Raw genomic sequence first — 13122 nt, 5'->3', positions numbered from 1 at the left:
GTGCACTGCTTCGAGCCGCTCGGCGCGGTTCAGTCCGTCCGCAACCGGATCAGCACTTTCTCGAAGGGGTGCGGCCCGATCTCCTCGGCCGGTCGGCCGGGATCGAACAGGGCGGTGTATCCCGCGGCCAGGTACAGCGCGACTGCCTCGGGTTGACGCCACCCGGTGGTCAGGTAGATGCGGGCGTACCCCCTCCGGGCCGCCTCGGCCTCGAGTTCCTCCAGCACGAGTCTGCCGAGTCCGCGCCGCCGGTGCTTTTTCGACGTCCAAATGCGCTTGAGCTCAGCGGTGGTCGCGTCGTAGCGCCGGAACGCGCCACCGGCGACAGGTTCGTCGTCTTCGACGAGCACCAGCAACGTGCCGTCGGGTCCGGCGAACTCGTCGGCCGGGTGGGTGGTGAGGGTATGGATCTGCTCGTCGAGCGGACGTTCGTAGCGGGTGCTGTATTCGACGGCGAGTTCGGCGAGCAGCGGCGCGGCCAGCGGGTCGTCCTGCCGCACGGTGCAGACCTGGATGTGGCGGGCGGTGGTCACCGCGCGGTCACCGCCTCCCGGGTGCCGAACCGGAACGGCTCCGGTGCGACGGCCGTGCCCTCGACGAGACCTGCGATCAGCTCGCCGATCGCGGGGGCGAACTTGAAGCCGTGCCCGGAGAAGCCCGCGGCCACGACGACGGCGCCGATGCGGTCCACGACGAAGTTGCTGTCGGGTGTGCTGGTGTACAGGCAGGTGTCGGCCACGGCGCTGCCCGGGTCGACGCCGGGCAGCCACCGGGCGGCGTAGGCGGCGAGCCGCGCGAGGCCGGCGGGGTCGGCCCGGAAGGTTCTCGTCTCGGGCGTCACTTCGGGTCCGGTGCCGTGCTCGCCGATCTTGATGCCGTCCTCGGAGCCGAGCCCGTAGATGCCGGCTGTCGTGAGCAACGCGCCGGGGTGATGGACGAAGCTCGGCCAGTCGGGCCCCGTGACAGGAACGAAGTGCGCGGGCTGCTCCTGCGTGGTGCGCATCGCCGGGAGGAGGGGCGCCGGATCCGAAGCCCGGGTGAGCAACCGGTGCGACCACGCGCCGGCCGCGACGACGACGTGCCGGGCGCGCACCACCGCGTCCGGGGTGACCACGTCGACGCCGTGTCCGTGACTGTGCAGGCTTTCGACGACGGTCCCGTGCCGCACGTCGGCCCCGGCCTGCGCCGCGGCCTCCTGGAACGCGGCGACCGCGCGGTCGGCGTGCAGCCGTCCCGCCTCGGGATGATGCACGACGGTTGTGTCGAACCGTATTCCGGGCCAAAGACGTTCCGCGGCACGCGGCTCGAGGACCTCGTGCCGGACGCCGAGGGCGGCCAGCGACCGGGCACGTGCTTCGACGACGGCGGGCAGTCCGTGGTCGACCGCACCGGTGAGGGTCAGTACCTCCGTGCCCGTGGTGTCCTGCAGGTGCCGCCATAGCGGCAGGGCACGGCCGGCGAGGGCCGTGTAGAACTCGCCGTCGTATGCCTGCCGGTAGATGCGGGAACTGCCGTGCGAGGCGCCGCGACGGTGACCCGGCTCGAACTGTTCGAGCAGGATCACCGCCTTCCCGCGGGCGGCCAGGCGCCACGCCGCCGCCGACCCGATGACGCCGCCCCCGACGATCACGATGTCGGCCCGGCGCTCCACCTGACTCATTGCTGTCCCTCCCCTGGCTGTTGTCCGGCTACTGCTTCTTCGGCAGGCCCGGAGGATTGATCACCGAGGTCGCGACAGCCTCGTTCGCGATACCCCATCGGTCGAGCACCTGCTGGTAGGTGCCGTTCTCGATGACGTGGTTGAGCGCCTCGTTGATCGCCTCGATCAGGCCGTTGTCCTTCTTGGTCAGGACCGCGATCTCGCCCTGCAGGTCCGCACCCGCGCCGGAGAACGTGCCGGCGATCTCGGTCTCCCCGGCCTGGATGACGTGGAACGACGCGGACGGATTGGGCCCGAAGTAGGCGTCGATGCGGCCGGAGCCGAGCGCGAGGTAGTAGTCGGTGGCGTTCTGGAAGTAGAGGATTTCGGTGGGCTCGAGGCCCGCGGCGACGTTCTGCTCGTTCCACTCGACGAGGAGCGCCTCCTGGTTGGTGCCGGAGCTCACCCCGACTTTCAGACCCGCGACATCCTTCGGATCCTTCACCTCGATCCCGCTGTCCTTCGTCACCTCGAAGGCGAGGTTGTCGAGACGGTAGGTGGAGAAGTCGTACTTCTCCTTGCGTTCCTCCGTGACGGTGACATTGGAGATGAACACGTCCGCTTCACCGGAGTCGACGCGCACGAAGTTCTGTGCCCAGTCCGCGGCGGTGAGCTCGACGTCGAGGTCGAGAACGTCGCCGAGGAGATGCGCGAAGTCGGTCTCGGAGCCGATGATGGTCTTGTCGTCGTCGGCATAGAACCGCAGCGGAGGTGCGGTGCCGGCGGACCCCGTGACGATGAGGGTGCCGCGGTCGCGGATGGGCTGCGGGACCTTGGCCGCGATCTCGGGTACGGGGTCGGTGGTGATGCGGTTCTGGTCGGCGGTGAGGTTGTAGCCGGCGGCGCCGGCCGCGTCGGGCTCGTTGGTGCCGCAGGCGGCGACCGACAGCAGGGCGACGGCGGTCAGGGCCGAGGCGACCAGCCTCGTGCGTCGGGTCAACGCGGACATCATTGCCTTTCGGGAGGACTTCAGAGGACTTTGGACAGGAAGGCGCGGGTGCGATCCTGGGTGGGCCGGTCGAGAACCTGCGCGGGCGGACCTTGTTCGACGACGACGCCGCCGTCCATGAACACGACGGTGTCGGCAACCTCACGCGCGAAGCCGATCTCGTGGGTGACGATCACCAGGGTCGCACCGTCGCGGGCCAGGTCGCGGATCACCTCGAGCACCTCGCCGACCAGTTCGGGGTCGAGCGCGGAGGTCGGCTCGTCGAACAGGATCACGGCCGGGCGCAGCGCGAGGGCGCGGGCGATGGCGACCCGCTGCTGCTGCCCACCGGACAGCTGTTTGGGGTAGTCGTGGATCTTGTCGCCGACGCCGACCCGGTCGAGCAGTTCGCGGGCGAGCGTCTCGACCTCGGCGCGGTCGCGGCGCTGCGCGGAGATCGGCGCCTCGATCACGTTCTCGAGCACGGTCAGGTGCGGGAAGAGGTTGAAGTTCTGGAACACGAATCCGATGCGCGACCGTTGACGGAGGATGTCCCTCTCGCGCATCTCGTGCAGCTTGTTGCCCCGGCGGCGGTAGCCGACGAGTTCGCCGTCGATGCGGACCGTGCCGCGGTCGACCTTCTCGAGGTGGTTGAGGGTGCGCAGCAGGGTGGACTTGCCGGAGCCGGAGGGGCCGAGGATCACCGTGACCTCGCCCTTGCGGACCTTCAGGTCGACACCTCTCAGGACCTCGAGGGATCCGAACGACTTGTGCACGCCCCGGACGTCGACGGCGTACGGGGTGGGATCGACCGGCGTGGTCATCGGGTGGCTCCCCGGGGTGCGGCGATACCCGAGTCGCGGATCTCGCGGAACTTGGCGACGGTCTTCTGCCAGGGGGTGAGCGGGAGGGCGCGGGACGAGCCGCGCGCGTAGTGCCGCTCCACGTAGTACTGGACGATCGACAACGCGGTGGTGAGCACGATGTACCAGACGGTGGCCACCATGAGCAGGGGCACGACCCGGCCGTTGCGGCCGAAGACGACCTGCACCTGATAGAACAGCTCGGCGATCGCCATCGTGGAGACGATCGAGGTGCCCTTGAACAGGCTGATGACCTCGTTGGCGGCGTTGGGCAGGATCGATCGCATGGCCTGCGGCAGAATAATCTTGAAGAACTGCCGGCGGCGAGGGATGCCCAGGGCCTGCGCCGCCTCGATCTGGCCGTGGTCCACGGAGATGATGCCGGCGCGGATGATCTCCGCCGAGTAGGCGGCCTGATGCAGGGCCAGGCCGATCACCGCGGCGGTGAAGCCGGAGATCACGCCGGTGACCTCGAACTCGAAGAACGACGGTCCGAACGGGACACCCAGCGACAGCGTTCGGTACAGGTACGCGATATTGAACCAGAACAGCAGTTGCACGATGAGCGGGATGGATCGGAATGCCCAGATGTACACCCAGGAGATCACCTGCAGGACGGGATTCCTCGACAGCCTGCCGACGGCGAGCAGCACGCCGAGCCCGAATCCGAGAACCGTTCCCCACACGGTGAGTTCGATGGTCACCACCAGGGCCGAGAGCACGGACTGTGCGGTGAAGTACCGAGCGAACGTCGCCCAGTCCCAGCCCGGGTTGGTAGCCAGGCCGTGCACGAACTGCGCCACCAGGACGAGGGCGAGGGCGGCGACCAGCCAGCGCAGCGGGTGGCGGGCGGGGGCGACGATCAACCCTGCGTCGTCGGGCTCCGCGGTGCTCGCCGGCGCAGGACGGATCCCGGTCGGCGCGCTCACGCCGACCCACCGGGGAAAGCGTTCATCGGGTAGTACCTTTCACGGATCTCGGGTGAGTGATCGGCGTGCACACCGGGAGGGCGGGGCGCGTGGACACCACTCTCGCCCGGCGGGGTCCTGCTCGTCACGGATTCCGATCCGGGTGATTCGAACCCGCCGCAGGACCCGAGCAGTCCGCGGGGTGATACCGCACGCCTGAATGGCCGAATGTCACACGGGTTCGATCCAACTGAACCTGTGTGACATTCGGCCGAGTGAGGCGCCGGTGGGTGGGCGTGGCTCTAGCCGATCGGCACCCGCGTCGTCTCCGGCAGCGCCGGTTCCTCGGTCGCGCGCGCATAGACGGTCTCGCCGGGCGCGAGACCGAGAGCGCGTGCGTCGCCGCGGGTGACCTGCGCGGTGAAGTCCTCACCGGTCGCGGCGTTGCGCAGCTCGACGCGGACCTCGAACCCGAGGTGCACGACCCGCTCCACCGTCGCGCGGGTGACACCCACGGACCCGGCGGTGCCCGCGTCCTGGGCGCGGGCGAGATCGGGTTCGCGACCGAGACGGATGTCGTGCGGCCGCACCAGCTTTCCGTTGAGCCTGGAGACATTGCCCAGGAACGACATCACGAAGTCGTTCGCGGGCCGGTCGTACAGGTCCCGCGGGGTTCCGACCTGCTCGATGCGGCCCCGGTTCATCACGGCGATCCGGTCGGCGACGTCGAGCGCCTCCTCCTGATCATGGGTGACCAGCACGGTGGTCACGTGCACCTCGTCGTGCAAGCGGCGCAGCCACGTGCGCAGGTCGGCGCGCACCTTGGCGTCGAGCGCGCCGAACGGTTCGTCGAGCAGCAGCACCTTGGGATCGACGGCGAGGGCGCGGGCCAGGGCCATGCGCTGGCGCTGGCCGCCGGACAGCTGTGCCGGATAGCGTTGCTGGAACCCGTCGAGCCCGACGATGCCGAGCAGTTCGTCGACGCGGCGGCTGATTTCGGTCTTGGGCCGCTTGCGGATCTTCAGTCCGAACGCGACGTTCTCGCGGACGGTCATGTGCTTGAACGCCGCGTAGTGCTGGAAGACGAAACCGATGTCCCGCTTCTGCGGGGTCACGCCGGTCACGTCGTCGCCGCCGATGCGCACGATGCCGTCGTCGAGGGTTTCCAGTCCGGCGATGGACCGCAGCAGCGTCGACTTACCGGAGCCCGAGGGTCCGAGCAGCGCGGTGAGCGACCCGGACGGGATCTCGATGTCGACGTCGTCGAGGGCCGCGAAGTCGCCGTAGTTCTTTCGTGCGCCCATGACGGTGATCATCTGGTACTCCTCTTGCGGTCGAGCAGGGTCATCAGCAGCAGCACGATCACGGCGATGGCCATGAGCAGGGTCGCGGCGCAGTAGGCGCCGAAGGTGTTGTGGTCGTCGATGTAGCGGGAGTGCACCAGCAACGTCAGGGTCTGGGACACGCCGGGGAAGCCGGACGAGACCATGATGACAGCCCCGAACTCGCCGAGCGCGCGGGCGACGGTGAGGACCACGCCGTACGTCAGGCCCCACCGGATCGAGGGGAGGGTGATGCGCCGGAACGTCTGCCAGCCGTTCGCGCCGAGTGTCGCGGCGGCCTGCTCCTGTTCCTGGCCGATCTCGTGAAGCACCGGTTCGACCTCGCGCACGACGAACGGCAAGGTGACGAAGATCGTGGCGATCACCATGCCCGGTAGCCCGAATATCACCTTGAATCCGAGGGATTCGACACCTCCGAACCACCCGCCGGCACCCCACAGCATGATCAGGGCGACACCGACAACGATCGGTGAGACGGCGAACGGCAGGTCCACCACGGCTTGCAGCAGCCCGCGGCCGCGGAACCGGCCGCGCACGAGCGCAAGTGCGACGACGACACCGAACACGACGTTGACGGGCACCACGATGGCGACGATCAGCAGCGACAGGTTCAACGCCGAGATCGCCGCGGGCGTGCTGATCGACTGGAGGAACGCACCCACGCCGTTCTCGAATGTGCGGTAGAGGATCACCCCGATCGGAACGAGCAACAGGACCAACAGGTAGCCGAGTGCGATCGTCCGCAGCGAGATTCGCGTCCACGGGGAGACCTTCATCGGTCCTCCTCCTCCCGGCGCAGGCTGCGTCCCGCTGCCAGGCGCAGCACGAACAGCACGACGAAGGCGATGAGCAGCAGTGCCACGGACACCGCGGCAGCGTTCATCGGGCGGTCGATCTCGATCTGCTGCTGGATGTACTGCGACGCCACCTGGGTCTCGTACGGGATGTTGCCGCCGATGAGCACGATCGATCCGTATTCGCCGAGGGCACGGGCGAACGCGAGCCCGGCACCGCTGACGACAGCCGGGGTCAGCGCGGGCAGTACCACGGACCGGAAGACGGTCAGGTTGTTCGCGCCGAGGGACGCCGCGGCCTCTTCCACCTCCCGGTCCGCCTCGAGGAGCACCGGCTGCACCGAACGCACCACGAACGGCAGCGTCACGAATGCCAGCGCGACGACGAGCCCCGGCTGGGAGGCGTTGAGATGGATACCGATCGGGCTCTCCGGCCCGTACAGCGCCAGCAGCACGATGCTCGCCACGATGGTGGGCAGCGCGAAGGGCAGGTCGATCAGGGCATTGACGAACTTCTTGCCCGGGAACTCGTCGCGCACCAGTACCCACGCGATGAGGGTGCCCATGACCACGTTGACGACCGCGACGATCGCGGAGACGACCACGGTGATCCGCAGCGTCGCCAGCGCGGCCGGGGCGGTGACGGCGTTCCAGAAGCCACTCGGACCGTCGGCGAACGCCTCCGCGGTCAGCGCCGCGAGCGGCAACAGAACGATGACGGACAGCCACAGCACGGACACTCCGATGCCGAGCGGTCCGACCGTGCCGGTCGCTGCGCGCAGCGGAGTGCGGCGGCGCGCCGCCGGGGCGGGAGCCGGCCTCGGTCCCACCCCGGTGGCGCTGTCGGTGATACTCACTGTCCGGGCTCTACTTCGTGGCGTTGTCGTAGATCACGGCGATCGAGCCGGTCTCGGCCTTGAACAACTGCTCGTCGACAGCCTTCCAGCCGCCCAGGTCCGCGATCGTCCACAGCTTCGCCGGCTGCGGGAAGTCGGCCGCGAACTCCTCCGCCACCGCAGGGTCGACGGGCCGGAAGCCCGCCTCCGCCCACAGACGCTGCGCCTGCGGGGTGTAGAGGAAGTCCGCGAACGCCCGTGCCTTCTCGGCGTTCTTCGAATTCGTGAGCACTGCAGCCGGATTCTCGATCTTGAAGGTGGTGGGCGGGGTGACGTGCTCGACCGGGTCGCCGTTGCGCTCGATGAACAGCGCCTCGTTCTCGTAGCTGAGCAGCACGTCGCCGGAGCCCTGCAGGAACGCCTCGGTGGCCTCGCGACCGGACTTGGGCTGGATCTTGACGTGCTCGTTCACGAGTGTGGTGACGTAGTCCAGACCCGCCTGCGGGTTCGCGCCGCCGTCGCTCTTCGCCGCGTAGGGGGCGAGCAGGTTCCACTTGGCCGAGCCGGAACTGAACGGGTTGGGCGTGACGACCTCGAGGCCGGGCTGCAGCAGGTCGTCCCAGTCGGTGATGTTCTTGGGGTTGCCCTCGCGCACCACGATCGTCACCACCGATCCGAAGGGAATTCCGTTGTACGGACCGGAGTTCCAATCGGCCTCGACGAGCCCGGCGTCGACGAGACGCGTGATGTCCGGCTCGACGGAGAAGTTGACGAAGTCCGCCTCGGCGCCGTCCTTGACCTTCCGGGACTGATCGCCGGAGGCGCCGTAGGACTGCTGGAACTCGACGTCCGCACCCTCCTCGGTGGCCTGGAAGGCGGGGATCAGCTTGTCGAATCCAGGCTTCGGCACGGCGTACGCGTACAGGTTGATCGTGCCGCCGGAGCCGTCGCCGCTGCTCTCACCTCCGCCCACGGTGTCGCTGGATCCGCCGGAGCACGCGGTCAGCACGGTCGCGCCGAGGGCGGCGAGGGCGGTGACGAACAGACCCGAACGTCTCTTCATGAGGTGATGCCTTTCCTGCAGGAGTGTCTCTGTGCGAGACCGGGGGAGGACCCGGGCACACCGGTTCGAGGAGACGCTCCGCAGGACGGACGAAGGTGGTGGAGACGTGGACCCGAACGAGTCGGGCCGACGAATGTCACGCCGGACGGGGCGACGCGACTCCTCGGCAACCGGGGGCGGCAACGATGCCGCAAGGGTTGGTGACGGGAGTCAGCGACGACAGTCGACGTCGGCGACCGCGCGCACGCCGACAGCGATCAGCGCCAGTTCATGGCGGACGCGAGGCACGGCGGTAGCGGACACGCGGCAGACTCTAGCAGAAGCGCTCGGCCTGTTCGACGGTGTCGTCCGGAAGCGCGCGCAGTCCGATGACGCCCGCGCCGCCCATCGCGTCCACGGCCTCGCCGAGGAGGAGGCAGCCGGCGAACACGACACCGCCGACGGTAAGCACCGCGGCGTACATCTTGTCGATCACGATCTGCCTCCCGGCGGGTTCGGTGGTGTCGCGAGTGGTCGTGCTCCAGCGTGACGTGGGGTCGGCGTCCCGAACTGTCCGGATTCTGGACAGTGCCGGTGTCAGGGCGTCGTTCGCGCGCCCGGCGAGCCCTCGCCGCCCTCGGCCGCGGCGACCCCGAGCATCAGCCGCGTGATCTCCTCGCGGTCCGCCGCACCGGGCAGACCCCAGCCGGGCTGGTAGCCGTACATCTCCGCGAGGGTGATCGCGCGCCGGTTGCCGTCGGCCACCTCGACGTCGGTCGGGGTGATCAGACCGGGATGCGCGACGCCACAGGCCTCGGCCAGCTTGAACATGTCCCGGCGCAGCGCCCGGAGGTAGTTGGCGGCGCGCACCGCCTTCAGCTCGACGTCGAGGCCCCGCTCGAGCCACGGGTTCTGGGTGGCGACGCCGGTCGGGCACCGATCGGTGTGGCACTTCTGGGCCTGGATGCAGCCGATCGCGAGCATCGGCTCCCGCGCGACGTTGATCATGTCGCAGCCCAGGGCCATCGCCACCACCGCGTTGTCGGGCAGTCCGAGCTTGCCGGCGCCGATGAACGTCACGTCGTCGCTGAGACCGGCCTCCGCGAACAGCTTGTAGACCCGGGCGAAGCCACTGCGGAAGGGCAGCGAGACCGCGTCGGTGAACACGAGCGGCGCCGCACCCGTGCCGCCCTCGCCGCCGTCGATCGTCACGAAGTCGACGCCACGGTCGGAGTTGCACATCGCGTCGACGAGGTGCTGCCAGAAGGCCATGTCGCCGACCGCCGACTTGACGCCGACCGGCAGCCCGGTCTCGTGGGCGAGCAGCTCGATCCAGTCGAGCATGCTGTCGACGTCGTGGAACGTGGTGTGCCGCGACGGGCTGACACAGTCGCGGCCCTCCGGGATGCCGCGGATCTCGGCGATCTCGGGCGTCACCTTCGCCCCGGGCAGCAGGCCGCCGAGGCCGGGCTTGGCGCCCTGGCTCAGTTTGATCTCGATCGCCCGCACCGGCGCCGACTCGACGACGGCCTTCAGCCGGGCCAGGTCGAACCGGCCCTCCTCGTCGCGGCAACCGAAGTACGCGGTGCCGATCTGGAAGATCAGGTCTGCCCCGTTGCGGTGGTAGCGCGACAGCCCGCCCTCACCGGTGTTGTGCAGGCAACCGCTGTCGGCGGCGCCGCGGTTGAGCGCCGAGACGGCGGCCCCGCTCAACGACCCGAAGCTCATCGCCGAGACGTTGACGATCGACTGCGGCCGGAACGCCTTCGCCCGCCCACGCGGTCCGCCGAGGACCTTCGCCGACGGGATCGGCAGCTTCTCCCCGGCGTGCGGCGCGGCCGACGGCGGGGTCTCGGAGAACGTGCGGTGCTTGATGATCGTGTAGCCGTCGGTGTATTCGACGTCGTTGTCGGTGCCGAATCCGAAGGTGTTGTTCACGAGCTTCGAGGAGGTGTACACCCAGCGGCGCTGATCGCGCGTGAAGGGACGCTCCTCGTCGTTTCCGGTGGTGATGTACTGCCGCAACTCGGGACCGACGGCTTCGAGCAGGTAGCGGCCGTGCCCGACGACGGGAAAGTTGCGCAGGATGGCGTGCCGCCGCTGCAGCAGGTCGTACGACGCGACCGCGGCCATCGCCGCGGCGGGGAGTCCGAGGGCTTTCGACCACTTCATGAGGCCACCGTACGACGCGGCCACGAGGCCCGCCGACCTTCACGAATCCGGTTTCGCGGGCGCGGCGCGCGGGTAGGCAGAGCATCGACACGCGTGCGCGGGGAGCCGGGCGCGCGGACACGGTGTGGACGACCGCGGACACAGTGTGGACGACGAGGGGCCGGCGATGCGCAGACACGATCGGGACTACGACGAGCGCGACCTCGAGGTCGACGACGCCGAGGATCATGCCGCGGGCCCGACCGCGGTGGCGGTGTCGATGAAGCGGTCCCTCGAACGGATGGGACCGATCCGGACGGCGCAGACACTGCTGCGGTTGAACCAGGCCGAGGGCTTCGACTGCATGAGCTGTGCGTGGCCCGATCCGGACCCGGGACATCGGTCGGTCGCCGAGTTCTGCGAGAACGGTGCGAAGGCGGTGGCGGAGGAGGCGACCCGGCGCCGCGCCACCCCCGGGTTCTTCGCCGCCCACAGCCTCGCCGAGCTGGATGCGCACAGCGAGCACTGGCTCGGCCAGCAGGGCCGCATCACGCATCCGATGATCAAGCGGCCCGGCGGCACCCACTACGAACCGATCGACTGGGACGAGGCGTTCGCCCTGATCGGCGCGGAGCTGAACGCGCTCGACAGCCCCGACGAGGCGATCTTCTACACCTCGGGGCGGGCTTCGAACGAGGTGGCGTTCGCCTACCAGCTCTTCGCCCGGGCGTTCGGCACGAACAACCTGCCCGACTGTTCCAACATGTGCCACGAGTCCACCAGCATCGCGTTGCAGGAGTCGATCGGCATCGGCAAGGCGAGCGTCACGCTCGACGACGTCTACCACGCGGAGCTCATCGTCCTGCAGGGCCAGAATCCGGGGACGAACCATCCACGCATGCTCACCGCGCTCGAGAAGGCCAAACGCAACGGCGCCACTATCCTGTCGATCAATCCGCTGCGGGAGGCGGGCCTGGTCAACTTCCGCAATCCGCAGACCCCGCGCGGGGTCGTCGGCCGGGGCACCGACCTGTCGGACCTGCACCTGCCGATCGCGCTGAACGGGGATCTGGCGCTGCTGCAGGCGTTCGGGTCGCTGCTCGTGGAGTGGGACGCGCTCGACCACGAGTTCATCGAGCGGCACACCCGCGGTTTCGAGCAGTGGCGCCGCCACGTCGCCGACGTCGACTGGGACGTCGTCACCACCGCCACGGGGCTGTCGCGGGAGCAGATCACCGAGGCCGCGAGGCTGCTGCGTGACTCGCGGGCGACGGTGTTCTGCTGGGCGATGGGCCTGACCCAGCACCGCAACGCGGTCGCCACCATCAAGGAGGTCACCAATCTGGCTCTGGCACAGGGCAATATCGGTAAGCGCGGCGCGGGTCTGTTCCCCGTGCGCGGGCATTCCAACGTGCAGGGCGACCGCACCATGGGAATCTGGGAGCGGCCCCCGGCCCACTTTCTCGATGCGTTGCAACGGGAGTTCGGCTTCGATCCGCCGCGCGAGAACGGCTTCGACACCGTCGACTCGATCCGGGCGCTGCGCGACGGCCGGGCCCGCTTCTTCATGGGTCTCGGGGGCAACTTCGTGCAGGCCGCGCCCGACACCCACGTCACCGCGGCCGCGATGCGGCGGGCCCGGATGACCGTGCAGGTCTCCACCAAGATCAACCGCTCGCATCTCGTGTGCGGCGAGACGGCGCTGATCCTGCCGACCAAGGGGCGCACCGAGCAGGACGTGCAGGCGTCGGGCCCGCAGTTCGTGACGGTCGAGGACTCGACGTGCTCGGTGCACGCGTCGCGCGGGCCGCTCGAGCCCGCGAGCCCGCACCTGAAGTCCGAGGTCGAGATCGTCTCGCGGATCGCCGAGGCCACGCTCGGGGACCGGTACGGCCTCGACTGGAAGGCGATGCGCGACGACTACGGCGTCGTCCGCGGCCTGATCTCCCGCGTCGTCCCGGGTTGTGAGAGCTACGACGTCAACGTCCGTCGCCCGGGCGGGTTCGTCCTGCCGCACCCGCCCCGCGATTCGCGTACCTTCCACACCGATTCCGGGCGGGCCGAATTCGCGGTCTCCCCGATCGACGTGCTGCACGTGCCCGAGGGGCACGTGATCCTGCAGACCCTGCGGAGCCACGACCAGTTCAACACCACCATCTACGGGCTGAGCGACCGGTACCGCGGCGTCGAGGGCGGGCGGCGGGTGATCTTCCTGCACCGCGACGACATCGCCGCCCTCGGCTTCGACGACGGTGATCTGGTCGACCTGTTCACGCGGTGGGACGGCGACGAGCGGGTCCGGTGCGCGCGGTCGTTCCGGATCGTCGAGTACGACACTCCGCGCGGATCGGCTGCCGCCTACTATCCCGAGACCAACGGATTGGTGCCGCTGGATTCGACTGCCCGCCAGAGCAATTGCCCTACCTCCAAGTCCGTCGTGGTGTCCCTGGCCCGCGTGGGCGAACGCAGCGACGAGTGCCCGGAGGACTCGCACCAGGGCACCCTCGGTTCGGACTGGTCGCACAAGACCTGCCCGGACCCCGAGTACCTGTCCTGAG

13 protein-coding genes are annotated in these 13122 nt (G+C 69.1%); 1 reads left to right on the top strand and 12 read right to left on the bottom strand.

What is annotated here, in order from left to right:
* Window positions 1-29 precede the first annotated feature (29 nt).
* From F1734_RS01040 to F1734_RS00990, 12 genes are all read right to left on the bottom strand, one after another.
* On the bottom strand, window positions 30-533 hold the full coding sequence (locus F1734_RS01040) for a GNAT family N-acetyltransferase (RefSeq protein WP_010594201.1): 504 nt from the start codon (window positions 531-533) through the stop codon (window positions 30-32).
* Entirely contained in the window at window positions 530-1660 is a 1131-nt protein-coding gene (locus tag F1734_RS01035; protein WP_040272907.1) for an FAD-dependent oxidoreductase, read from the bottom strand. Before F1734_RS01035 ends, F1734_RS01040 begins: the two co-directional genes overlap by 4 nt.
* A 28-nt stretch (window positions 1661-1688) precedes the next feature.
* Window positions 1689-2648, bottom strand: a complete 960-nt coding sequence (locus F1734_RS01030) for an ABC transporter substrate-binding protein (protein WP_203011761.1) — start codon at window positions 2646-2648, stop codon at window positions 1689-1691.
* A 20-nt stretch (window positions 2649-2668) separates the two neighbouring features.
* A complete protein-coding gene (locus tag F1734_RS01025; RefSeq protein ID WP_010594197.1) occupies window positions 2669-3451 on the bottom strand; it encodes an amino acid ABC transporter ATP-binding protein in 783 nt (260 codons plus the stop codon).
* The gene (locus F1734_RS01020) at window positions 3448-4419 is read right to left on the bottom strand and encodes an amino acid ABC transporter permease (RefSeq protein ID WP_203011252.1); all 972 of its coding nucleotides are present in this window, start codon (window positions 4417-4419) and stop codon (window positions 3448-3450) included. Before F1734_RS01020 ends, F1734_RS01025 begins: the two co-directional genes overlap by 4 nt.
* A gap of 281 nt (window positions 4420-4700) precedes the next feature.
* The gene (locus F1734_RS01015; RefSeq protein ID WP_010594195.1) at window positions 4701-5714 is read right to left on the bottom strand and encodes a sulfate/molybdate ABC transporter ATP-binding protein; all 1014 of its coding nucleotides are present in this window, start codon (window positions 5712-5714) and stop codon (window positions 4701-4703) included.
* The gene (gene cysW / locus F1734_RS01010) at window positions 5711-6517 is read right to left on the bottom strand and encodes a sulfate ABC transporter permease subunit CysW (RefSeq protein ID WP_010594194.1); all 807 of its coding nucleotides are present in this window, start codon (window positions 6515-6517) and stop codon (window positions 5711-5713) included. The genes F1734_RS01015 and cysW overlap by 4 nt, the downstream gene beginning before the upstream one ends.
* Window positions 6514-7386 carry a sulfate ABC transporter permease subunit CysT gene (cysT, locus tag F1734_RS01005; RefSeq protein ID WP_029540016.1) on the bottom strand — a complete coding sequence of 291 codons (873 nt, stop codon included), beginning with the start codon at window positions 7384-7386 and terminating at the stop codon, window positions 6514-6516. The genes cysW and cysT overlap by 4 nt, the downstream gene beginning before the upstream one ends.
* 16 nt (window positions 7387-7402) lie before the next feature.
* A complete protein-coding gene (locus F1734_RS01000) occupies window positions 7403-8434 on the bottom strand; it encodes a sulfate ABC transporter substrate-binding protein (protein ID WP_006943619.1) in 1032 nt (343 codons plus the stop codon).
* 210 nt (window positions 8435-8644) lie between these two features.
* On the bottom strand, window positions 8645-8722 hold the full coding sequence (locus F1734_RS26510; protein ID WP_368681482.1) for an Ms4533A family Cys-rich leader peptide: 78 nt from the start codon (window positions 8720-8722) through the stop codon (window positions 8645-8647).
* 25 nt (window positions 8723-8747) lie between these two features.
* The gene (locus F1734_RS00995; RefSeq protein ID WP_155621881.1) at window positions 8748-8909 is read right to left on the bottom strand and encodes a hypothetical protein; all 162 of its coding nucleotides are present in this window, start codon (window positions 8907-8909) and stop codon (window positions 8748-8750) included.
* Between the two features lie 101 nt (window positions 8910-9010).
* Entirely contained in the window at window positions 9011-10585 is a 1575-nt protein-coding gene (locus F1734_RS00990; RefSeq protein ID WP_026137624.1) for an FMN-binding glutamate synthase family protein, read from the bottom strand.
* A gap of 166 nt (window positions 10586-10751) precedes the next feature.
* Here F1734_RS00990 and F1734_RS00985 point away from each other — a divergent pair, with 166 nt between their 5' ends.
* Entirely contained in the window at window positions 10752-13121 is a 2370-nt protein-coding gene (locus F1734_RS00985) for an FdhF/YdeP family oxidoreductase (protein WP_026137623.1), read from the top strand.
* Window position 13122 lies beyond the last annotated feature (1 nt).

Origin of the sequence: Rhodococcus ruber, assembly GCF_016804345.1 — a bacterium.
Lineage (GTDB): Bacteria > Actinomycetota > Actinomycetes > Mycobacteriales > Mycobacteriaceae > Rhodococcus > Rhodococcus ruber.
This window is presented reverse-complemented; position numbering and strand designations above follow the sequence as displayed.